Genomic DNA, 23,847 nt, shown 5'->3' with positions numbered 1-23,847 from the left:
TAACATCCCCTCGAAAAAAACGAGGGGATTTTTCATGAAAATTTCGTATATTTATGGTATAATATTGTCGAAATGTGTATATAAGGGAGGGAGCGGTATGCTCATCGTCGAGCATCTATATTTGACGCGCTATACGATGGGGCTTTTTCCGTTTTTTCACGATAAGCAAATGTGGACGAAAGTGTTAGAGGAAGATGGAGAAATTATCGTCAAACAAAAGCCGATGGAAATTATTGAGCAAAGTTGTTTGTATTATGGCGCAAGTTTAAGAGGAAGAAAAGATGGAGCGAGACATATTATTGGCACTTCGCATAAAGCACCGATTGCAGTTGAACCAACGAACGAAATTTTCTTTTTTCCAACGATCTCCCCAATGAATCCTCAATGTGTATGGCTATCGCATTTACATATTCGTCATCATGAGCATGTTCAAGGTGGAAAAACACGCATTACGTTTTCAAACGGAACGATCGTCGAGCTATGTATTTCACATCATTCATTCATCAATCAGCTACATCGCACTGCACAGCTACGGACAAAAATGAACGAGCGCATCGAAGCGCGCGAACGAAAAATGATGTATTTACTATACTTAAGGGAAAAGGAATGGTCGTAACAGTTTTCTCTTTTCCTCTAAACTTGTACAATATAATCATGAGCACGTAGCAAAGGGGTTACTGTATGAGTTTAGAGGAATTAAAACAATGGTTTACGATAAAACATATGCTTGACATGTTAGCGGAATATCGTTCATTTGGTGTGATTCCTGGCATCGTCTTGCCAATGGCGGAAGCATTTTTACCGTTTTTGCCGCTCTTCGTATTTGTCATGGCAAATGCGGCAGCGTTTGGCCTTTGGAAAGGATTTCTTATTTCATGGATTGGGACAAGTGTCGGTTCACTCCTCGTGTTCCTCCTTGTTCGAAAAATCGGGAGGCAGCGCTTTTTTTCTTTTTTACATCGCCACCCGACGATTCGCCGCATGATGCATTGGGTGGAGCGCCGCGGTTTTGGTCCGCTCTTTTTACTGCTTTGTTTTCCGTTTACACCATCGGCAGCAGTCAATGTTGTGGCGGGGTTATCCGGCATTGCGATGCAACAATATATGTTAGCGGTATTGTTTGGAAAAATGGTGATGGTATTTATGATTAGCTTTATCGGTTACGACGTTGTAGCGCTTATTCGTCAGCCGATGCGCACGGTGTTTGTCGCTGTTGTCATTTTTCTTTTATGGTACATCGGAAAAAAAGTCGAGCAACGTTTTGCATTGCACGACGGAAAATAAGAAAGGATGGACAAATATGTCTGTACGTTTCATCATCGGGCGCTCAGGAAGCGGAAAAACGACAATGTGTTTAAAAGAAATGATCGATCAACTCGCACAAAAACCAGATGGCGATCCGATTATTTACCTCGTTCCTGAACAAATGACGTTTCAATCGGAGTACGCGTTAATAAACGGTAGCCTCAAAGGAATGATTCGAGCACAAGTATTTAGTTTCACGCGCCTTGCTTGGCGTATTTTGCAAGAGACAGGCGGCATGAGCCGCCATCATTTAACGCAAACAGGCGTACATATGTTGCTAAGGAAAATTGTTGAACAGCAAAAAGAGCAGTTAACGTTGTTTCGGAAAGCGGCGGATAAACGTGGCTTTATTGAACAACTTGAACAAATGTTGACAGAATATAAACGGTATTGCGTGACGCCAGCGACGTTAAAACAAACGGAAGAGCAGCTGCGCCGCCATGCGACCGCAAATGAAACCGTGCTTGCCGATAAATTAAAAGATACAGCGATGATTTTTGAGCAATTTGAACAACAGATGGCGCATCATTACGTCGATTCGGAAGATTATTTACGGTTGCTTGCCGAAAAAATTCGCCATTCTTCTTATATGAAACGCGCGCACATTTACATGGACGGTTTTTATGAATTTACGCCGCAAGAATATATGGTCATCGAACAATTATTTATTCATTGCCCGCATGTGACCGTTGCACTCACGTTAGATGCCCCGTATGAGCAACTGCCGGATGATTTGCATGTCTTTCGCAATACGTGGCGGACGTATGCGCAATTGCGCGACATCGCGTTGCAAAATGGGGTACCGATTGAAAAAGTAGAACAACTTCGTCACAACGTCCGCCATAAACATGAAGAACTCCGTCATCTTGAAGCGCATTACGATGATCGACCTGTCTGTAAGTGGGAAAAACAAACGGAAGCGATCATCATTGGGGAAGCGACCACACGCCGAGCGGAAATGGAAGGCATTGCACGTGAAATCATTCGACTTGTACGAGATGAAAAGTATCGCTATCGTGACATCGCTTTATTGATTCGTAACGTAGGAGATTATCGCAACGTGTTAAAAACGGTGTTTGCCGACTATCGCATTCCGTATTTTATTGACGAAAAAGAACCGATGCTCGATCATCCGTTTATTGAATGGTTGCGCGCAAGTATGGAAGCAGTGCGGACAAATTTTCGTTATGAAGCGGTGTTTCGTGCAGTGAAAACAGATTTCTTTTTTCACCTCGACCAATCTGTACATGATATGCGCATGGCGATGGATCAACTTGAAAACTATGTGCTTGCTTCTGGGATCCAAGGAGATAAGTGGACGGAGCATTGGACGTATCGTAAATATAAAGGACTAGAAGGTGTGCATGCACCTCAAACTGATGAAGAAAAACGATATGAACAACAATTAAACGAATGGCGTAAACTTGTCATTTCGCCATTATTGGTTTTACAAAAGCGGTTAAAACAAGCGAAAACGGGGCGCGAGCAATGTGAAGCGCTATATGCATATGCAGAACAGCTTCAAATTCCGCAAAAATTAGAACGGTTGCGCGATGAAGCGGAAGAAAGAGGTGATCTGTCCGCAGCCCGCCACCACGAACAAGTGTGGCAAGCGTTTATTGACTTGCTCGATCAATACGTTGAAATATTAGGGGATGAAACGCTTTCGCTTGAAACATTTTTAACGATTATCGAAACGGGATTTGAAAGTTTGCAGTTTTCTCTCGTGCCACCGGCAACGGATCAAGTATTAATTGCGCATTTCGATCGTTCGCGCCTTTCGAATATTCGTTGTACGTTTCTTGTAGGGGTAAATGAAGGCGTCATTCCGATGCGTAAAAATGATGACGGCATGTTGTCGGAAACGGATCGAGAATTGTTGCATCATTATTCTTTACATGTTGCTCCGGCAAGCCGTGAGCGGTTGCTTGATGAGCCGTTTTTGCTTTATTTAGCGCTTGTTAGTCCGTCTGAACGTTTATATGTGACGTATGCGCTTTCTGACGAGCAAGAAAAAACGTTGTTGCCATCGATGTTCATAAAACGGCTGACCGATATGTTCCCGAACGTGACAAAAATGCAATGGGGGACGGATCCGTTTTTACTCCCACTACAACAACAGCTATCGTATGTGACAAACGATGTGGCAACGCTCGGTCCGCTCGTGCAACAACTTGAAGCGTGGAAGCGACAATATGCCATTGAGCCGATGTGGTGGGATGTATACAATGCCTATGTACAACATGAACAATGGAAAGAACGAATGGCGGTCGTTGTACGTGCATTATTTTATGAAAATCGCGCGAAACGTTTAAATAAGCAGCTTGCGAAAGCGTTATATGGAAAAAAAGTGAAAGCGAGCATTTCGCGTATGGAGACGTTTAACCGTTGTCCGTTCGCTCATTTTGCGGCGCACGGCTTAAAGTTAAAAGAACGGACGGTCTTTCAATTGAAGGCGCCAGACATGGGACAGTTGTTTCATCAGGCGTTAAAAGTGATCGCCGATCGTTTGCGTCAAGAGCAACTTCCGTGGAGTCAATTATCAAAACAGCAATGTGAACAGTTGTCGTACGAGGCGGTGGAGCAAATTGCTCCGTACATTCAACAAGAAGTGTTGTTAAGCACACACCGTTACCGATATATGAAGAAAAAGTTGCAGACGATTATGACGAAAGCGACGACCGTATTAAGCGAGCACGCCAAGCGAAGCGGCTTTGTGCCGATTGGTGTAGAATTAGGGTTTGGTGATGGAGAACCGCTTCCACCGCTTACATTTACATTATCGGACGGAACCGTATTGCAGTTTGTCGGTCGCATTGATCGCGTCGACCAAGCAACGAGCGAACAAGGGGTGCTTCTCCGCATTATTGACTATAAATCAAAGCAAAAGACGCTCGATTTAACGGAAGTGTATTACGGTTTAGCGTTGCAAATGTTGGCCTATTTAGATATTGTGCTTGAGTATGCGGAAAAGCTCGTTGGTACATCGGCGTTTCCAGCTGGAGTGTTATACTTCCCGATTCATAATCCAACGATAAAAGTGAATGAATGGCTTGATGAACATGAGTTAGAGAAAAAGTTTTTAGAACAGTTTAAAATGGGCGGATATGTATTAGCAGATGAAAAAACGGTTCGCTTAATGGATGAGCATGTAGAGCCGGGGACAAGCTCTCTTATCGTTCCTGTCCGTTTAAATAAAAATGGAACGTTTGCGCAACATTCAAAAGTGTTAACAGAGCAACAGTTTACGATGTTACGGCAACATGTACGTCGCTTTATTGTTGATGTTGGCGAACAAATGATCGAAGGTGTGACGCATATTGCACCGTACAAACAAAAAAATAAAACCGCATGTCAATATTGTGAGTTTCGCGATGTATGCCAATTTGACGAAGGGATTGATGCGGAACAATATCGCGTATTAACACCGAAACAGATTGATGAATGGTTAAAGGGGTGATTGTGTGATTCCGCCAAAACCACGAGAAAGTCAATGGACAGATGAACAGTGGCAAGCGATTTACGCCACAGGCCAGCATACGCTCGTTGCCGCGGCAGCAGGATCAGGAAAAACCGCGGTGCTCGTTGAACGCATCATTCAAAAAATATTGCATACGACACAGCCGATCGATGTCGATCGATTGCTTGTCGTCACGTTTACAAATGCGGCGGCGGCGGAAATGCGCCAACGCATCGGGGAAGCGTTAGAGAGAGCGCTTGAAAAAGAACCACATTCGCTTCATTTACGGAGACAGCTCAGCCTTTTGCAAAAGGCGTCCATTTCCACGATTCACTCGTTTTGTTTAGATGTCATTCGCAAATATTATTACGTCATTGGCATCGACCCGGTGTTTCGCATCGCGGATGAGGGAGAGATGGCGTTATTAAAAGAAGAAGTGTTAGAAGCGTTATTTGAACAATATTATGCCGAAAACGACGAAGCATTTTTAGCCGTTGTTGATCGCTATACGAGCGATCGCACAGATGCGGATTTACAGACGCTTATTTTGCGGTTATACGAGTTTTCACGTTCGCATCCAAACCCAAGTGGATGGTTGCAACAAATCGTTCATATGTATGACGTGGAAGAAGGTGCGCGCATCGATGACTTACCGTATGCCCATTACCTTTTTCAAGCGGTTGATTTGGCGCTTGAAGCAGCAGAATATCGCTTAGCGCAGGCGTTGCAAAAAACGAAAGAGCCGGGCGGTCCCGCTTATTTATACGATACGCTCGCAAGCGACGAACAAGTCATTGCAAAGCTAAAAGAAGCGCGCCATGAGTCGTGGCAAAAGCTACATGAAGCAATGAAAAACGTGTCGTTTGCAACGGCAAAAAGAAAGCCGAAAGACGGCGCATATGATGAACAGCTTGTGGAAGATGTAAAAAAATTGCGCGATCAAGTGAAAAAAGAAATAAGTAGTTTAACAGAGGAATTGTTTTCGTTTCAACCTGCGACATACGTGCGTCATTTGCGTGAAATGAAGCCGATTGTGGCAACGATCGTACAAATGGTGCAACGGTTTGCTGATTTGCTGCAAGCGAAAAAAGATGAAAAAGGCGTCGTCGATTTTTCTGACTTAGAACATTACTGTTTACGCATTTTACGCGCTCCTTCTCTCGAGCATGAGCTAAAGCCGTCAGAAGCGGCTCTTTATTATCGAGCACAATTTGCGGAAGTGCTCGTTGACGAATATCAAGATACAAATATGGTGCAAGAGTCGATTTTACGGCTCGTATCGAACGATGATGAAGCAACGGGCAACATGTTTATGGTGGGAGACGTAAAACAATCGATTTACGGTTTTCGTCTTGCGGAACCGTCGCTTTTTTTACAAAAATATAATCGGTTTACGAAAGATGGCGACGGTGGACTTCGCATCGATTTAGCGAAAAACTTTCGCAGCCGAAAAGAAATATTGGACGGCACAAATTTTATTTTTCGACAACTGATGACCGAAACGGTCGGCGATATGCGTTATGATGACGATGCTGCGCTTCGCTTTGGTGCGCAGGATTATCCTGACAAACAAGTACCGGTTGAATGCGTATGGATAAATGAAGCAAAAGAAGAAAGCGATGAAGAAGAACAAGAGGACGTGACGGCCATTCAGCTTGAAGCTCGCTGGATCGCTAAAAAAATTAAGCAGTTGCTTGCTGAGCCGTTTTTCGTTTACGATCGTCGCTTAAAAGGAGAGCGACGTTTAATGTATCGCGACATCGTTATTTTATGCCGTTCGATGTCATCAGCTTCAGCGATGTTAGAAGAATTTCGTAAGCAAAACGTCCCTGTATACGCCGAGTTATCGAGCGGTTACTTTTCTGCGACGGAAGTGTCGGTCATGTTGTCGCTTTTAAAAGTCATTGACAATCCGTATCAAGACATTCCGCTTGCGGCGGTACTTCGCTCTCCGATTGTCGGCTTAGACGAAGAAGCGTTGGCGCGCATTCGCTTAGCGAAGAAAGATGGAGCTTTTTATGAGGCGTTGCGTGCTTTTGTACAGGAGCCACATGATGATGAACTGCATGAAAAAATGAAACGTTGGCTTGCGTCCTTATCAGAATGGCGCACAGCGGCGAGACAAAAACCGCTTGCGGATTTGATTTGGCAATTGTATCGAGAAACGAATTTTTACGATTACGTCGGTGGGATGCCTGGCGGAAAACAGCGACAAGCAAATTTGCGCGCGTTATACGATCGGGCCAAACAATATGAACAAACGTCGTTTCGCGGCATTTTCCGCTTTTTACGATTTATTGAGCGGCTAAAAGAGCGAGAAGACGATTTCGGTGCTGCACGATCGTTGACAGAACAAGAAGACGTTGTACGCATGATGACGATTCATAAAAGTAAAGGGCTTGAGTTTCCGATCGTCTTTTTAGCAGGTGCAGCAAAATCGTTTAATATGCAAGATTTGCGCAGCGACTATATATTAGATAAAGATTTCGGACTAGGGATGCGCTTCGTTCACCCGGCGTGGCGAGCAAGCTACCCGACGGTTGCACAATTGGCGATAAAGAAAAAAATGAAATGGCAACTGCTAGCGGAAGAAATGCGTATTTTATATGTCGCCTTAACGCGAGCAAAAGAAAAATTGTACATCGTCTGTACCGCAAAAGATATGGAAGCGAAAAAGAAAAAATGGCAAGAAGTTGCTTATATACAAACGTGGGAATTGCCATCTTATGTGATCGAAAAAGCGAAAAGCTATGCGGATTGGATTGGCTATGCATTAGTTCGGCACCAACAAGGGATATGTTCGTCTTCAACGGTGCTTCATGATCCATCATTATGGGATATACACATCGTGCCAGCGCATACGCTCGAACAAGAAGACGAGCAAGCGAATGAACATCGTGACATCGTAGAGGCGATTCAACAGCTGCAACCTGTGGCGATAAAAAGCGAATACGAAGAAGAAGTGAATCGTCGTCTATTTTGGACGTATACGCACGCTCCTGCGACTGTGTTAAGAGCGAAACAAAGCGTATCGGAGTTAAAGCGGCAACGCGACATATACGGTGATCATGCAGAACAGCCGTTTCGAAAAGAGCTTGTTGACCGTCCGCGCTTTTTGCAAGCGAAAATGATGACGCCAGCGGAGCGAGGAACGATGATGCACCTTGTCATGCAACATGTTGATGTCACAAAAGAAGTGACGATTGATACGGTGCGGGAGCAAATCGCGCGCATGGTGAACGGTGAATGGTTAACGGAAGAACAGGCAACGGTTATTGATGTAGAAAGCATCGTCGCTTTTTTCCACACTCCGATTGGTAAACGAATGCAACGTGCGACTCGGCTTGAACGGGAAGTACCGTTTTATTTGGCGCACGAAATGGAAGGGGAAACAGTGGTCGTTCAAGGGGTTATTGATTGCGTGTTTGAAGATGAACATGGGCTCGTTTTAATTGACTATAAAACCGATCGCGTGTCATGGATGAGCGACCCGAAAGAACAATTAAAGCGACGATATAAAGGGCAATTGGCGTTATATCGGGAAGCGATTGAAGCGATTTGGGGAAAGAAAGTAACAGAAACGTATGTGTACGCTTTTGATGGTGCGCTACTTGTAGCGATGGGGGGAAATTAATTTGCGTATTTTACATACAGCCGATTGGCATTTAGGAAAAACACTTGAAGGACGGAGCCGCTTACTCGAGCAAGAAGCGGTCATCGATGAAATGGTCGAAATCGTACAAAAAGAAAACATTGATGTCGTATTGCTTGCAGGAGATGCGTTCGATACAGTCAATCCGCCTGCTGATGCGGAAAAGCTTTTTTATGAAGCGCTTTCGCGGTTAAGCGATTACGGTAAGCGTCACGTTGTCGTCATTGCAGGAAACCATGATCATCCGGGACGTTTAAGCGCTGCCGCTCCGATTGCAAATATGCACGCCATTACGTTGCTAGGTTTTCCGACCGATCGTGTGCAACAAATTTACGTTCCATCAAGCGATGAGACGTTAATGGTCGGAGCGCTTCCCTATCCGTCAGAGGCGCGACTGAATGAATTGTTGGCGGAGGAGTGCGACGAAGCGTTGTTGCGCGCACGATATGATGAACGCATTCGAGCCATTTTTGCGAAAATGAACGAATCGTTTCGAGAGGATGCGGTGAATATTGCGATGAGCCATTTATATGTTGCAGGCGGGGCAACGTGCGACTCCGAGCGTCCGATTGAGCTCGGTGGGGCGTATACGGTGTCGCCGGCAAGCTTTCCTGCGCAGGCGCAATATGTCGCACTCGGTCATTTGCATCGTCCGCAAGATGTAAAACATGCGGTCATGCCGGCGCGCTATTCCGGTTCACCGCTTGCTTACAGTTTTTCCGAAGCAGGATACAGCAAGTCTGTCACGATCATTGATGTACAGCCACGTTGCACACCGATCATTTTAGAATATTTATTGTCAAAAGGTCGACCACTCGTGAAATGGAGGGCAGAAGGGCTTGCGCAAGTGTATCGTTGGATTGAGGAAGGGCGCGATCGCGGCGCGTGGATTGATTTAGAAATTGATGTCGAGCAATCGTTAACGTTAGAAGAAACACATCGACTACGCAAATTGTATGATGGATTTGTTCATATTCGCCCGAACTACTTAAAGAAAGAAGAAGTTACTCGTGAAGTGCATACCGATGTGCCAATTGAAACGTTATTTACGCGTTTTTATGAACGACAAACAGGTGGAGGGAAACCGTCCGAAGAGATCGTTCAACTATTTTTACAGCTCGTTGCCGAGGAGGACGAACAATGAAGCCGATTCGTTTAACGATCGCAGGATTGCATAGTTTTCGTCAAAAAGAAACGATTGACTTTGAAAAACTATGCGAAGGTGGATTATTTGGCATTTTCGGACCGACAGGAAGCGGGAAGTCATCGATTTTAGATGCGATGACGCTCGCTTTATACGGAAATGTAGAGCGTGCGTCCAATCAAACGAACGGAATTATGAATCATGCAGAAAACGAATTATTCGTTTCGTTTACGTTTGAGTTGCAAAATGCAAGTGGGGCTAAACGATATACCGTTGAGCGCTCGTTTAAGCGTGCGGATGCGTTGCGCATTCGCTCCGTCGTCAGCCGCCTAATTGAAGAAGGAGCGGAACGAGTCGTCATTGCAGATAAAACACGGCTTGTCGATGAGCAAGTAAAACAATTGCTCGGTTTAGAAATGAAAGACTTTACACGAGCCGTTGTGTTACCACAAGGAAAATTCGCGGAATTTTTATCGCTTAAAGGGTCAGAGCGCCGCCAAATGTTGCAGCGGTTGTTTCATCTCGAACGGTATGGAGACGAATTAAATAAAAAATTAAAAAATAAATTAGCCGAGGCGTCAGCAAAGCTCGAGGCGATTAAAGGGGAACAAGCAGGGCTTGGCGATGCGTCAAAAGAACAAGTCGAGAAACAAAAGCAAGCATTAGCAGAAAAAAAAGAGGAGTTAGAGAGAGCGAAAAACAAGTTGCGTCACATCCATGAACAATACGAAAAAGAAAAGCAATTATGGCAATGGCAATGTGAAAAAGAAAAAGTCGAACATGAACTAAACAAATGGCGCGAACAAGAAGAACAGATGAAACAGCTTGCGCAAACGTATGAGCGAAGTAAAGAGGCGGAGCGACTTGTGCCGTATATGGAACAAGTCGAACGAAGTGCACAAGAAGTTGTAAGTTGGCAAAAAAAAGCAAGTGAACTAGCTTCCCAATTACAACAAACAAGCGTGATGTATGAACAAGCAAGTAAACAATATGAACAATGTCGTGTGAAAAAGAACGAAGAAGAACCGAAAGCGTTGCAAAAAAAAGAGCAGTTGAAACAAGCGTTGCAAACGTTGGCGCTTATGCGATCGCTTGAACAACAACAAGCAAAGCTGCGCGCGAGCTTGCGAGAGATCGAGCAAAAAGAACAACAAGCGCTCCAAATGGTTGAAATGTGCACGAAAGAATATACGACATGGAGTGCGAAACAAGCAGAGTTGAAAAAACAATGGGAAGAAAAAAAAGTAGACGTACATGTCAAAGAGCGATTGGAGCAAGCATACGAGATAAAAAAGCGAATTCAATTGCAGCAACAACAGCTTGAAGAGCTAGAAAAGGAAAAAGAAAACAAACAAAAAATGTACGAAACGTTGAAACAAACGTACGACGAAGTAATGAAACAAATGAAAGAAACCGAAGCGCGATTCGTTGCAACGTTTCGTTATGTCGAATCGTTGTATCATCGTGTATGTGAGCGCGAAAAGCAAGTTGCGGTACTCGTTTATCAAAAGAAAGAAGAAAGAAAGCAAATGGAAGCGGCGCGGTTACATGATTTAGCGGCAACGTTAGCCGAACGTTTGCGTGATGGCGAGGCTTGTCCTGTTTGTGGTTCGACGCATCATCCGAATCGAGCAAAAAGAAAAGAAATGGCGCTCGAGGAAGAAGTGATGAAACGAATGGAGCATTCCATTCAACATGGGGAACAGCTCATGATCGCTATGCAACAAATCAAAGTGCAAGTGGAGCAATTGGCCGAACTGATGGCGCAGCAACCGTTGCCGCAGCATGTTGATGTCGAAAAAGTGAAACGAGAAGTTGAAGAAACACCGCTTTGTTCGTTACAAGAGGCTGAAGTCGAACGAAAGGCGCTGTATCAAGATTACGTGGAATGTCGGGAACGTGTGCGTCACTACATGGAACAATGGAACGAACAAAAACAAAAACAACAGCAATATGCATACCAAATGGAAACGATCGGTCAACAAATTCGTGAATGGGAAGAAAAATGTTTAGAAAAACGTGCACGAGTTGAAGAAGAAAAAAAGATGTGGCATGAGGCGTATCCAGATGTATCGTTCGAACAAGTAGATGCGATGCTTTCTGATCTTCGCGAACGGGAACGCGAAGCTCAACAGCTACAACAGCGTATTGAAAAAAGCGTCATTGTGCTAGATGATAAACGAGCTGAATTGGAGCGATGGAAAGAAACATATCAAGACATGACGAAACAAAAAGCACAATGTATGACCGAATGGAATATGCACAAGCAGCAATACGAACAATATAAACGAACGCTACCCGAAGAGATAGACGAGGAGCGTGTGCAACAACAGATCGTTTTTATGGAACAATCGCTACAACGTATGAAACGGGAAGAAGAAGAAGCGTATGCGCGCTGGATGAACTTACAACAACAATTGCAAACGTTACAAGCCGATAAACAAGCAGCAGATGTCGCTTTACAAGAAGCAGAAAAAAGAAAAAAAGAAGCAGAATATGCTTTGGCTGAACAATTGCAGACTAGCTCTTTTACAGCGGTCGATGACGTACGCGTTTCTCGTTTAGATGAACAAACGAAACAACAAATCGCTCAACGCATTCAACAATATAACGATGTGCTCACGAAGTTGCAAAATGAATGGCAACGATTACATGAAGCGATGAATGGGGCGGTTATGACGAAACAGCAATGGGAAGAGACGATGTACGCATACGAACAAGTGAAGCAACAAGTAGACGAACATATGCGTCAACTCGGTTCGCTCGAAGCAATCGTCGCCGATTTGGAAACGAAACATGTGCGCTTTGTACAATTGCAACAAGAGCGAATGCAACTAGAGAAGGTCGTTGGTCAGTATGAAGAATTGCAAAAAGTTTTGCGCGGCAACAGTTTTGTTGAATTTATTGCCGAGGAACAGCTCGTTCATGTGACGCGCTATGCTTCCGAACGACTTGGCGAATTAACGAGACAGCGCTATGCGATTGAATTAGACTCCGAAGGCGGTTTTGTTATTCGTGATGACGCAAACGGTGGTGTACGTCGTCCGGTGACGACGCTGTCTGGCGGAGAGACGTTTTTAACATCTTTATCGTTAGCGTTAGCGTTATCGGCGCAAATTCAGTTGCGCGGAGAATATCCGCTTCAATTTTTCTTTTTAGATGAAGGGTTCGGTACGCTTGACCAGGAGCTACTGGATGTCGTGATGAGCGCATTGGAGCGATTGCGGGCAGACAATATGGCGATTGGCGTCATTAGCCACGTGCAAGAGTTGCACGCACGTATGCCGAAACGACTTATTGTGAAGCCAGCAGAACCGTCTGGAAAAGGAACGACCGTTTATCTTGAAGTGATGTAAAGGAGATTTGCAATGAAAGGGATGTGCGAACTTTGCGGAAGAGAAGGTGTTGTATTAACTGTTCACCATTTAACCACAAAAGAGTACGGTGGCACAGAAACAGCAAAGTTATGCATCCCGTGCCATAAACAAATTCACGCCCTATATACAAACGAGGAGCTAGCCAGTCGACTATACACAATGGAACAGCTACAACATGATGAACAAATTGCGTCATTTGTTCGCTGGATTCGCAAACAACCAGCTGGGCGGATACCGAAAATAAAAAAAGCAAAGCGGCAAAAGCGTTAAGCATTGCTGACAACGTTTTGATCAAATACGTCGGAATCAAGCGTGTTTGTGAAGCTAATGCCGTTGTTAGTAATAATAAAGTTTCCCGTATTAAACGCGCCTGCGCCAGCAAATGTTTTCGAACTGATTTTCGGTGACACATATAACGTGTCCCCCACTTGCATGACGGCGCCGCTAGCGACGAGATTAATTTTAATCGGACCGACGAGAGCGGGCATACGGCTTCCCCCCTTCTAGTTGACGAATATGTTTGACACGTGAATTTGCCTCTACTGTTTTTGTTGAACCGATATGCACGACAGATGTAGAAGAAATCCCGATAATGCGCATAGAATGAACAGCGATGAGCGGACAATCGTGCAATGTATGGCGACAAAGCAGTTCAGCATCGATTGGTGGAGCGGGAATCGTTTTTGCAAAAATCGGAAAAGTAAGTGGGAATTCCCTATTATCCACATATTCGAGCTGTCGCTGAACAGCAAGTACTCGCGCTGACAGATGAATTTCTTGGCTATCCCCAATTTGTACGACGGAGCTAAAGGAAACAGCGTTGGCGCGAAGCAAGTGAACGACGGAAAGGCGGCTCATCGCTTTTCCTCATTTTTTTTATTGTTTTGTTTTGGCGGAAACGGACCGATAATTAACGATTCAGGTGGTGTATCAAATGCGGAAGCTAATTGAATCGTTTCGCTATCACCAACTAATACGAGCGAAGCGCTCGCTACGCCTCCGATGGCAATATGACCGACGGATAGATGATGATTCACAACTGTCATATTCATTCGTTCGTCTCCTCTCGTGGTAAATGTTTTAAAAACGTGTCAATCGAATGTTCAATATCTCTCTTTAAATAAGAAACGATCGTTTGTTGTAATGCATCGTTTGCTTGTTCATGTTCCCCGTATTGGCGCAAATAAAAATGAATGCGATCATCGATTTGCCGCGCAATATCTTGCAGTATAAATTCGCGGTATGCCGGATCGAGTGAACGTCCATATGTTTGTTCGATGCGGGCGATGATGTTTTCTCCTTCTTCTTGTAAATATGAATGGACAGTCGTTTGAATGTTGCGGAAAATAGGTGTTGGTTGCGGAATGATTGTTTGGCTTTTTGGAACCGCAAAATTTTCGATCGTATCTTCTCCAAACGTGGCAGGATTTAAACCGATATTTAACGTTCCTTCTAACGTTTCCACTTTTAATTGATCAAAATGATATTCAATTTTTTCGATCGTTGTATGCGGCTTTTTTTTTAATTGTTCATATTGCTGTTGTAAAGCGTTTACTGCTTGTTCAAGCGATTGCATTTTTTGTTGTTGCCATTTTAAATAAGCTTCAAGTTGTTTAAAATAATCGTGCCACATGTATGATGCCCCCTTCTTTGCCGCCCCCTTTTATTTTCTAATGTATGGCCGAGCAGAAAGAAGTAGCACAGTTTTATACAGGGGATTGGAGTGGAACGAACGGTCCTTTTTCTCCTTGAATATTGATTTTCGCTTCTGGTGCTGGTTGTGTAAATTGACCGGTATTGCTTAATGTGGCGAGTGGTTGTACTTTTCCAGTTGTTCCAATTTGAAGAACGGATGAGTTTGTGAGCGAACCGATTTTTAATTGATGAATCGAAATCGTTTGTTGAATGTAAAAGTTCATCTTTTCACCTCGCTAGGCGTTTCCAGCGATATTGCTGTCAGCAATATCAGGGTCGTTTGTATTTGTGTTGCTATATTGGTTGTAAATATGCAACCCGTCTCCCGTATTAAATGAACCCGCCCCAGCAAATGTTTTAGCGACGCTATACGGAGAGATGGCAAATACATCGCCAATGTGAAATACGCCGCCGCTTCCAATGCTGTTAATTTGAACTGCTCCAACAATGGCAGGCATTGGCTATCCCTTGCTTTTTACGTTGCCATCGGCGATGTCGGGGTCGATTGTATTTGTAAAGCTAATGAATGTATTCGTTTGTAAAAAGTCTCCTGTATTTCCGCCACCAGCACCTGCAAGCGATTTCGATGAACTTTTTGGGGCGATTTGCAACGTATCGCCGAAATTGACGGTCGCATCGCTGCTGACGTTCGTAATTTTTATTGGACCTGCAATATAGGAAGGCATGGCCATCGTCCTTTCTCTCATTCTTTTCCTTACCCAATTATATGAAAACAAGAAAAGAAATGTGCTCCACAAAAAGAAAGATATGTTATAATATTTCTGAAAAATGATAATTTTTAGATATAAAAGTGGGGGATTGGGGATGAATGTGCCATTAGTATTAACGCATTTTTTAGACCGTGCCGTATCGCTTTATGGCGATAAAGTTGGCGTGATTAGCGAAGGGAAGTCGCTTACATATCGCGAACTAAGCGAGCGCGTGAATCAGTTATCGCGTGGGTTGAGCGATTTAGGAATAAAAAAGGGCGACCGTGTCGCATATTTAGCACCAAACACATTAGAAATGCTTGAAGGATTTTATGGTGTGTTTCAAACAGGAGCTGTGATGGTACCGCTGAATATTCGCCTAAAGCCAGATGATTACGTATTTATTTTAAATCATAGCGAGAGTAAAGTATTGTTTGTTGATTATGAACTGTACCACTTAATCGCGCCAGTAAAAGAGCAATTGCAAACGATTGAGCATATCATCGTGCACGGCAAAACGGACGACATTTATGAAATCGCTTACGATGCATGGCTTGCGCAATATTCGTCGTCACCGTTTGAACGTCCAGACATCGATGAAAACGACGTATGTAGTTTGCTATATACGAGCGGAACGACAGGAAATCCAAAAGGGGTCATGCTCACACATCGCAACAACTACTTGCATGCGTTAAGTACAATGCACCATTTGCGCGTGTCAGACCGCGATGTATATTTGCACATTTTGCCGATGTTTCACGTAAACGGCTGGGGGGCGCCGTTTTATTACACAGCGAACGGAGCGACGCACGTTTGCTTGCGGAAAGCGACTCCTGAAGTCATTTTTGAGTACGTCAATCAATATAAAGTAACCGTTATGCATATGGCGCCGACGGTGTTAAATGCGCTTTTGCAATATTATGAGCAACATGTACCGACAATTGAGCATGATGTGCGTGTCGTTATTGCAGGATCTGCGCCGCCACCAGCGTTTGTGACGCGTGTGGAGAAAGAATTAGGTTGGGAGTTTATTCAAGTATACGGCATGACGGAATCATCGCCATTAAGTACGGTGTCGACGATTCGTGCGCATCTCGACCATTTACCACTTAGCGATCAATATCGAATGAAAGCAAAAGCAGGCTATGCGATGATTGGCTGTGAAGTAAAAGTCGTCAATGAGCATGGCGAACAAGTGCCGCGCGACGGGAAAACGATCGGGGAAGTCATTGTGCGCAGCAACGGGGTGATGGCAGGATATTGGAAAAATCCAGAAGCGACAATGGAGACGATTCGCAACGGTTGGCTGCATACAGGAGACATGGCGACGATTGACGCATACGGAAACATTGACATTGTTGATCGGAAAAAAGATATTATTATTAGCGGTGGGGAAAACATTTCATCAATTGAAGTGGAAGGGGTGTTGTACGAGCACCCAGCTGTGCTTGAAGCAGCTGTCATCGCCGTTCCGCATGAAAAATGGGGTGAAACGCCGCATGCGTTTGTCGTCGTCCGTCCAGGAAAAGAAGTGACCGAACAAGAACTCATCGCTTTTTCACGTGAAAAACTTGCACATTTTAAAGCGATTACCGGGGTGACATTCGTTCAAGAATTGCCAAAAACCGCATCAGGAAAAATACAAAAAGTACATTTGCGCAACGAATATTGGCAATCGCTTGGGAAGGCGGGAAGATATGTGAATTAATAAGGAAGAGCCGTTGTCGATTGACAGACGGCTCTTTTTTCTTTACGCTGAAATGGAAAAGGAGGGAGAATATGCGTATTGCAACAATAGATGCGGTGCGTGGTTTGGCATTATTCGGTATTTTGCTTGTAAACGTTCTTGATTTTTCGCTTCCAATGTTATATGTTGATGCGTCGGTATTTGCGAAAGATGGGGTTGATCGTTTTCTGCTCGCATTTGTAGATATATTTGCGCAAGCGAGCTTTTATCCGCTTTTTTCGTTATTGTTCGGCTGGGGAGCATGGGTGATGTTTGAAAAAGGGGGCGAGCGGTTTCGAGCGACTTTTTTACGTCGATTGCTTGCGTTGTTGTTATTTGGTATGATTCATGCGTTTTTTATTTGGCATGGCGATATTTTAATCGGGTATGCGATAGTTGGTTTGTTTCTTTTTCCGTTTTTTCAAGCGAGCGCAAACACATTACGTAACTGGGCGCTTTCGCTTTGGATGGGCTGGGGTGGCGGTTCAACGATACTCATGTGGCTGATGTGGAAAGTAAGTGGCGATGTCGATTTTTCAGAGCCAGAGCTGGCAAGGCAGGCGATCGCAAATTATCAACAAGGCACATGGGAACAAATTTTTATGCAGCGAGCATATGATTGGTTGTACGTCAACTCATTGACACAAGCATTCATTTTTGTTTTAACGATTTTACCATTTTTTTTATTTGGTGCATATATTGCAAAAGAGAAGTGGTTTCATGATGTTAATCAGCATCGTTCCACCATACAAAAATGGTGCATCGGCGCGCTTATTGTTGGTATTATTTTTAAATTGTTGCCGTATATTGAAAAAAATATCGTCACAACGTATGCCCAAGATATGATTGGCGGGCCTGCCCTCGCTTTATTTTATTTGACCGCCTTCTTGTTTGTATCAGCGAAAGTGATTCGTTTTTTAGCCCCTGTTGGCAAAATGGCGTTCACAAACTATTTGATGCAATCAATTATTTGTACAACGATTTTTTATTCTTACGGCTTCGGATTATATGGGAAAGTAACGCCAAAACAAGCGCTCGCTGTGGCGCTCGGTGTATATGCTATGCAAATATGTTGGAGTCATTGGTGGCTGAAAAGACATCGCATCGGGCCGCTGGAGCGCGTATGGCGATGGATGACGTATGGAAAAAAGAAAACGACATGAATGCATCATGTCGTACATGGCTTGTCCTCTTTTTCTTTATGGAAAAGCACGGCTTCTTTCAAATGTTTATTTAACAATTCATCGAGCTCTTGACTGCATTGGATCGTTTCTTTCGCCGAAAAACCGTACATTTGCGCCAATTCAATTAATTGTCGTCTTTTCTTTTCGATAAGGGAAAGAGACATAATGTTCACCAACATTTTTCATTTTCGTCAACAGTCTGTAAACAACTGTACGTATAAACTATTATACATATTCTGAAGAAAAAGGAAATAGGATAATGTGCTGAAAAATAATTTTTTTACAAAGGAGTTTACATGTGAAAAAGAGAAAATGGTAATGTTCGATCATACGAAAAAGGGGATGAGGAGATGAAATTTGTTACAGCGCACGCCGGATCGGACGTGTTTGTCGGGGTTGTTCACGAGCAAAAAGTCGTTCATTTATCGAAAGCGGATGAAACGATACCGAATACGATGATCGAATGTCTCGAACTTGGTGAATCGTTTATTGAAAAAGTGCAACGTGTGCTTAGAAACGTGCAATTGGAATGGATGTACGCCCTCGATGATGTGCAGTTGCTTGCGCCGATTCCGCGGCCGACAAAAAATATTTTTTGCATCGGAAAAAATTATGCCGATCACGCACAAGAAATGGGAAGCGTAGCGGATCGCGAAAATATGATTGTATTTTCGAAAGCGCCAACGACGGTCATCGGACATGAAGCACCGATTTTACGCCATGCGGATGTAACCGACCAGCTAGATTATGAAGGGGAACTTGCGATTATCATCGGAAAAAAAGGAAAGGCGATTCCGAAAGATCAAGCGCTTAATTACGTGTTCGGTTATACGATTATAAACGATGTGACGGCCCGCGATTTACAAGAGAGACATAAACAATATTTGCTTGGCAAAAGCTTAGATACGTCATGTCCAATGGGACCGTGGATCGTTCATCGTTCAGCAATGACCGAGCCGCATGCTTTACATATTGAAACGAAAGTAAATGGCGAAGTGAGACAATCGGCCACGACAGCGCAATTTATTTTCGACATTCCAACGATCATTGCGACGTTGTCGAAAGGAATGACGTTAGAGCCGGGAGATGTGATTGCGACAGGAACGCCAGCAGGAGTCGGAAAAGGCATGAATCCGCCACGCTTTTTACAGTCGGGGGATGTCATTGAAATTACAATTGAACAAATTGGAACGTTGCGAAATGTCGTGAAATAAAAGCTGGGATGCCCCAGCTTTTATTGTTCAAATACTTTTTTCACTTTTTCAATCGCCCAGTCGAGCTCTTCTTTTGTAATGACGAGTGGCGGAGCGAAACGGATGACTGTATCATGTGTTTCTTTACATAATAGCCCTTCTTTTTGTAGCTTTTCACAATATGGACGAGCAGGGACGTGTAATTCGACGCCGATAAACAACCCTCTGCCGCGCACTTCTTTAATGTCTGGATGGTTGATTTCGCGCAATTTTTCTTGGAAATATTGACCGAGTTCAAATGAACGCTCTGGCAATTTTTCTTCAACGATTACATCAAGCGCAGCGATCGAAACGGCGCAAGCAAGCGGGTTACCACCGAATGTCGATCCGTGCGAGCCTGGGTTGAATACACCAAGAATATCGCGATTTGCAGCTACGCATGAAATTGGGAATACACCACCACCGAGCGCTTTACCGAGAATGTACATGTCTGGTTCGACTTCTTCCCAATCGCACGCAAACATTTTACCTGAGCGGCCAAGCCCTGATTGAATTTCATCGGCGATGTATAGCACGTTATGTTGTTTACATACGTCGTATGCCGCTTTTAAAAATCCTTCTGGTGGGATGTTAATGCCTGCTTCCCCTTGAATTGGTTCGAAAATAAACGCTGCTGTATTTAGTGTAATGGCTTGTTTGAGCGCTTCGACATCACCGAATGGAATGACTTTAATGCCAGGAAGCATCGGACCGAATCCGCGTTTATATTCTGGGTTCGATGACATCGATACAGCTGTCATCGTCCGTCCGTGGAAATTGTCTTCACAAACGATAATTTCCGCTTGGTCGGCAGGAACGCCTTTGACGTCATACGCCCAACGGCGCGCAGCTTTGACGGCTGTTTCGACCGCTTCCGCTCCTGTGTTCATCGGTAAAACCATCTCTTTGTTCGTTAATTTTGCCACTTTTTCATACCATGGACCGAGCTGGTCGTTATGAAATGCGCGCGATGTTAATGTAATTTTATTTGCTTGTTCAATAAGCGCTTGCACGATGCGCGGATGGCGATGTCCTTGGTTGACCGCTGAGTAAGCGCTTAACATATCCATATAACGATTCCCTTCTGGATCTTCTACCCATACACCTTCGCCTTTTGATAAGACGACTGGAAGTGGATGATAGTTATTTGCACCGTATTTTTCTGTTAGTTCGATGATTTGTGTTGTTTTCACGTCAATCCCTCCTATTTCGATCGTCACATATATAACATACTTGAAGTGCATATAGAAAGTAAATAGAAAAGGAGAGCGTTTTCTTTTTCAATTCACGTACGGACGTGCTATTATAAGCATATATGAAGTGAAGAAAGGAGCATAGTTATGACACATGCACATATTACAACGTGGGTCGTTGCGCTTATTTTATTTGTCGTGGCGATTGCGCTTCAAGCGAAAGGACATGAAAAAACGAAAATGTTGCACATGTTGTTGCGCTTATTTTACATTTTAATCATTGCGACAGGTGCGTGGATTTTACATAGCATGTCCGCATTTCCATTTTTGTATATCGTCAAAGTGATTGTCGGTTTATGGGTCATCGGAACGATGGAAATGATTCTCGTTCGAACAGCAAAAGGAAAAAATACGAACGTTCTTTGGCTTCAGTTCATTGTCGCATTCGTTGTTGTGTTATATCTTGGCTTTAAATTGCCGTTCGGTTTTTCATTCTTTTCGTAAAGTTGGCATATGTGCCAACTTTTTTCTTTTTCCATCATATAGAAATATGTTATAATATAAATTGATTGATAATTCTAAAAAAGAGAAAGAAAGAGTGGGAAAAAGGGGATGAAATTATTTCAAACAGTTTGCAACACGTTTGCGGATTGGGAACGGTGGGTAAGCGACTATCGTTTATATGAGTATGACCAACTAACGATTTTCATTTCTTCGCTTTCCCCTTCGTTTCGCATGCAAGTCGACCGATACGTACAACATCATTTGCCTCAAGCACAACTGCTTCCGATGATTGGGGATGCATCGGAACAAGCAGTCATTTGTGCCCTCGTTTCTGATGAATGTCGCGCGGACTTAGACGAGATGCGTCAAAAAATGAAAATATCTGAACAATATTACCGCTCTTTATTTGAACATAATCCAGACATTGTATATTCCACCGATTTAGAAGGCAATTTTACGAGCGTCAATCCTGCATTTGAGCAAGTGTTTGGGTATAAGGCAGACGAAATTTTGCATACGAACTCGCTTGATTACATTAAAGAAGAAGATATTCCTCGTGTGCGTCGCTATTTTTATCGTACGTTAAAAGGAAAAGTGCAACAGTACAATTTAGAAATTCCTTCGAAGACGGGAGAGGTGCGTTTATTCCAAATTAAAAACGTCCCGATTATCGTTGATGGAAAAAAGGTGGGGGTTTACGGTATCGGAAGGGACATTACGGAACAAAAGCGGGCGGAAGAACATATAAAATATATCGCCTATCACGATGTCGATACGGGGCTACCGAACCGGTTAAAATTTACGAACATCGTAAAGCAAGCTATTAACGAGGCGAAAGGAACAAGGGGGACACTTGCGGTATTATTTATCGATATGGATCGGTTTAAAATCGTAAATGATACGATCGGTCATTACGGCGGGGATGACATATTAAAACAAATGGCGGAGCGAATAAAAAAAATATTGCCAGCCGGTGCGCATTTCGGTCGTTTCGGGGGGGATAAGTTTAGCTTGTTGCTGACGAAGCAAACAGATGCTCAGACAGTTATTGAGTGGACGAAAAAATTGCTTCAACATATCGCGCTTCCGATTGTATATGAAGAAAAAGAGTTTTTTTTAACGGCAAGCGTCGGTGTGAGTTTTTATCCTGCGGACGGTGTAGATGCCCAGTCGCTCTTAAAAAATGCAGATACGGCGGTGAATCGCGCGAAACAAAAAGGTGGCAACAGCGTGATGCTGTACGCAACAAAGATGAACGAACAAGTGATGTATCGCGTTGAGCTTGAACGTTATTTACGAAAAGCGCTCGAAAAAAATGAATGTTTTCTCGTTTATCAGCCGTTGCTTGATTTAGTGACGGGAAAAATTGTTGGAAGTGAAGCGCTGCTGCGTTGGAAGCATCCGAAAATCGGTTTCGTTTCCCCGCTCGAATTTATTCCGCTTGCCGAAGAAATTGGTTTCATTCACGATCTCGGTCGTTGGGTATTAACAGAAGCGTGCATGCAAACGAAAAAATGGCACGATCTTGGTTTCCATTCATTAATGGTTTCGGTCAACGTCTCTGCATCGCAATTTCAACATCCAACGTTTTTTGAAGATGTGCAACGAGCACTTAAACAGTCGCAACTTCCTGCGCATTGTTTACATTTAGAATTAACGGAAAGCTCGATGCTGCGCAATATGTATTACAGCATTCAGGTGATGAAACAGCTGCAACAACTAGGTGTACACGTATCGATTGACGATTTCGGTACAGGATATTCCTCGCTTAGTTATTTAAAAGATTTACCGATTAACACGTTAAAAATTGACCGTTCGTTCATTTACCAACTTCATAAAGATCGTTCGGACATTGCGATCGTCAAATCGATTATTACGATGGGACATGGATTACGTTTAAAAGTTGTCGCCGAAGGGGTAGAAACGGCTGAACAAATGAAATTGTTAAAGCGATTAAAATGTCATTATGCGCAAGGGTATGCCATTTTTAAGCCGCTTTCTGCGGAACAATTTGAACAACAAGTGTTACAAGGGAACGTGGTCATTCAATAATCGAGTTGGACACCGATCACTTTTTTCCCTGTTTGTAACGTCAGTTCAAAGCGATGTTGTTTTTCGTCAAAATAATGGTGAACACTACACATGTCAACCGAGTTATCAAATATTAAAAAATTAACCCCTTTTTCAGCAAATAACATATAGTTATAACAATACAAACAGTCATATACGGAAAAATGCCACTCGTTAACTAAGTGAATAAAATGAAAAAACGCGTGATCGGGTAGCTGAGAAAGCCATTGTTCGTATGCGTGCGACAACGGTTTCATGTAGCGGAGACGGTCACCGTTTTTTAATGCGTACCGTTCGGTCATATACACGTCCCCATCTTCTCCAAGCCACCCTTTTATCCATTGACCGAAACGGAAAAGCTCGACTTCCTCCGGTAAACTTGTTAGTTCATGCGCTTCATCCTCTTCGTCAAAAAACACCCATTCCCCATTTACTTGTTCAACAACGCCGTATATGTAAGCTCGTTTTTGTGCGCGCAATGATGCAAGGCGATCCATTTATTTCACTCCTTTTGTGTCAATTCCCTTCGTACGCCATTATAGACAACTCATCATTTATATAAACGATGCATAAAATAAAAGCATGCTTCATACTT

22 protein-coding genes are annotated in these 23,847 nt (G+C 43.5%); 12 read left to right on the top strand and 10 right to left on the bottom strand.

Features of this window, described 5'->3' with window-relative positions:
- Positions 1-97 precede the first annotated feature (97 nt).
- The 7 genes from ETB99_RS03000 to ETB99_RS02970 all read left to right on the top strand — a co-directional run bounded on the left by ETB99_RS03000 (position 98) and on the right by ETB99_RS02970 (position 13,208).
- Positions 98-616, top strand: coding sequence for a competence protein ComK (locus ETB99_RS03000; protein ID WP_035019777.1), 519 nt, complete (start codon positions 98-100; stop codon positions 614-616).
- 65 nt (positions 617-681) lie between these two features.
- Positions 682-1,284, top strand: a complete 603-nt coding sequence (locus tag ETB99_RS02995; protein ID WP_012575767.1) for a TVP38/TMEM64 family protein — start codon at positions 682-684, stop codon at positions 1,282-1,284.
- Between the two features lie 16 nt (positions 1,285-1,300).
- The gene (gene addB, locus ETB99_RS02990; protein WP_171699875.1) at positions 1,301-4,765 is read left to right on the top strand and encodes a helicase-exonuclease AddAB subunit AddB; all 3,465 of its coding nucleotides are present in this window, start codon (positions 1,301-1,303) and stop codon (positions 4,763-4,765) included.
- A 4-nt stretch (positions 4,766-4,769) separates the two neighbouring features.
- Positions 4,770-8,399 carry a helicase-exonuclease AddAB subunit AddA gene (gene addA / locus ETB99_RS02985; RefSeq protein ID WP_171699874.1) on the top strand — a complete coding sequence of 1,210 codons (3,630 nt, stop codon included), beginning with the start codon at positions 4,770-4,772 and terminating at the stop codon, positions 8,397-8,399.
- 1 nt (position 8,400) lies between these two features.
- Positions 8,401-9,561 carry an exonuclease SbcCD subunit D gene (locus ETB99_RS02980; RefSeq protein WP_171699873.1) on the top strand — a complete coding sequence of 387 codons (1,161 nt, stop codon included), beginning with the start codon at positions 8,401-8,403 and terminating at the stop codon, positions 9,559-9,561.
- Entirely contained in the window at positions 9,558-12,917 is a 3,360-nt protein-coding gene (locus tag ETB99_RS02975; protein ID WP_171699872.1) for an AAA family ATPase, read from the top strand. The genes ETB99_RS02980 and ETB99_RS02975 overlap by 4 nt, the downstream gene beginning before the upstream one ends.
- Positions 12,918-12,929: 12 nt before the next feature.
- Complete coding sequence (locus ETB99_RS02970) at positions 12,930-13,208, top strand: HNH endonuclease (protein WP_171699871.1); 279 nt, start codon at positions 12,930-12,932, stop codon at positions 13,206-13,208.
- On the opposite strand, the gene ETB99_RS02965 is transcribed toward ETB99_RS02970, so the two are convergent.
- The 7 genes from ETB99_RS02965 to ETB99_RS02935 all read right to left on the bottom strand — a co-directional run bounded on the left by ETB99_RS02965 (position 13,205) and on the right by ETB99_RS02935 (position 15,319).
- Positions 13,205-13,426, bottom strand: coding sequence for a spore germination protein (locus ETB99_RS02965; protein WP_077427720.1), 222 nt, complete (start codon positions 13,424-13,426; stop codon positions 13,205-13,207). The genes ETB99_RS02970 and ETB99_RS02965 overlap by 4 nt on opposite strands.
- The gene (locus ETB99_RS02960; RefSeq protein ID WP_171699870.1) at positions 13,401-13,796 is read right to left on the bottom strand and encodes a spore germination protein GerPE; all 396 of its coding nucleotides are present in this window, start codon (positions 13,794-13,796) and stop codon (positions 13,401-13,403) included. The genes ETB99_RS02965 and ETB99_RS02960 overlap by 26 nt, the downstream gene beginning before the upstream one ends.
- On the bottom strand, positions 13,793-13,990 hold the full coding sequence (locus tag ETB99_RS02955) for a hypothetical protein (RefSeq protein ID WP_021093988.1): 198 nt from the start codon (positions 13,988-13,990) through the stop codon (positions 13,793-13,795). The genes ETB99_RS02960 and ETB99_RS02955 overlap by 4 nt, the downstream gene beginning before the upstream one ends.
- Positions 13,987-14,571, bottom strand: a complete 585-nt coding sequence (gerPC, locus tag ETB99_RS02950) for a spore germination protein GerPC (RefSeq protein ID WP_171699869.1) — start codon at positions 14,569-14,571, stop codon at positions 13,987-13,989. Before gerPC ends, ETB99_RS02955 begins: the two co-directional genes overlap by 4 nt.
- A 73-nt stretch (positions 14,572-14,644) precedes the next feature.
- Positions 14,645-14,857, bottom strand: a complete 213-nt coding sequence (locus tag ETB99_RS02945; RefSeq protein ID WP_077427714.1) for a spore germination protein GerPB — start codon at positions 14,855-14,857, stop codon at positions 14,645-14,647.
- A gap of 12 nt (positions 14,858-14,869) precedes the next feature.
- Positions 14,870-15,091, bottom strand: a complete 222-nt coding sequence (locus ETB99_RS02940) for a spore germination protein (RefSeq protein WP_021093991.1) — start codon at positions 15,089-15,091, stop codon at positions 14,870-14,872.
- A 3-nt stretch (positions 15,092-15,094) separates the two neighbouring features.
- Positions 15,095-15,319, bottom strand: coding sequence for a spore germination protein (locus tag ETB99_RS02935; protein WP_009361956.1), 225 nt, complete (start codon positions 15,317-15,319; stop codon positions 15,095-15,097).
- Between the two features lie 139 nt (positions 15,320-15,458).
- Between ETB99_RS02935 and ETB99_RS02930 the strand changes: the two genes are divergently transcribed.
- Positions 15,459-17,051 carry a long-chain-fatty-acid--CoA ligase gene (locus ETB99_RS02930; RefSeq protein WP_171699868.1) on the top strand — a complete coding sequence of 531 codons (1,593 nt, stop codon included), beginning with the start codon at positions 15,459-15,461 and terminating at the stop codon, positions 17,049-17,051.
- Between the two features lie 71 nt (positions 17,052-17,122).
- Entirely contained in the window at positions 17,123-18,232 is a 1,110-nt protein-coding gene (locus ETB99_RS02925; RefSeq protein WP_171699867.1) for a DUF418 domain-containing protein, read from the top strand.
- A gap of 5 nt (positions 18,233-18,237) precedes the next feature.
- Here ETB99_RS02925 and ETB99_RS02920 read toward each other — a convergent pair whose 3' ends face one another.
- Positions 18,238-18,417, bottom strand: a complete 180-nt coding sequence (locus ETB99_RS02920; protein ID WP_035046237.1) for an aspartyl-phosphate phosphatase Spo0E family protein — start codon at positions 18,415-18,417, stop codon at positions 18,238-18,240.
- 186 nt (positions 18,418-18,603) lie between these two features.
- Here ETB99_RS02920 and ETB99_RS02915 point away from each other — a divergent pair, with 186 nt between their 5' ends.
- Positions 18,604-19,467: a fumarylacetoacetate hydrolase family protein gene (locus ETB99_RS02915; RefSeq protein WP_077427708.1), complete on the top strand. Its 864-nt coding sequence runs from the start codon at positions 18,604-18,606 to the stop codon at positions 19,465-19,467.
- A 20-nt stretch (positions 19,468-19,487) separates the two neighbouring features.
- Here the strand turns inward: ETB99_RS02915 and ETB99_RS02910 are convergent, their stop codons facing one another.
- Positions 19,488-20,729, bottom strand: coding sequence for an ornithine--oxo-acid transaminase (locus ETB99_RS02910; RefSeq protein ID WP_171699866.1), 1,242 nt, complete (start codon positions 20,727-20,729; stop codon positions 19,488-19,490).
- 96 nt (positions 20,730-20,825) lie between these two features.
- Between ETB99_RS02910 and ETB99_RS02905 the strand changes: the two genes are divergently transcribed.
- Both ETB99_RS02905 and ETB99_RS02900 read left to right on the top strand, forming a co-directional pair.
- Complete coding sequence (locus ETB99_RS02905) at positions 20,826-21,182, top strand: YisL family protein (protein ID WP_006318991.1); 357 nt, start codon at positions 20,826-20,828, stop codon at positions 21,180-21,182.
- A gap of 108 nt (positions 21,183-21,290) precedes the next feature.
- Entirely contained in the window at positions 21,291-23,234 is a 1,944-nt protein-coding gene (locus tag ETB99_RS02900; protein ID WP_171699865.1) for a putative bifunctional diguanylate cyclase/phosphodiesterase, read from the top strand.
- Here the strand turns inward: ETB99_RS02900 and ETB99_RS02895 are convergent.
- Positions 23,228-23,749, bottom strand: a complete 522-nt coding sequence (locus ETB99_RS02895) for a DUF2777 family protein (protein ID WP_128999838.1) — start codon at positions 23,747-23,749, stop codon at positions 23,228-23,230. The genes ETB99_RS02900 and ETB99_RS02895 overlap by 7 nt on opposite strands.
- Positions 23,750-23,847: the final 98 nt, after the last annotated feature.

This window comes from Anoxybacillus sp. CHMUD, from assembly GCF_013096965.1.
GTDB lineage: Bacteria > Bacillota > Bacilli > Bacillales > Anoxybacillaceae > Anoxybacillus > Anoxybacillus kestanbolensis_A.
The sequence above is the reverse complement of the archived record's forward strand: the minus strand, read 5'-3'. Positions and strand labels throughout refer to the sequence as shown.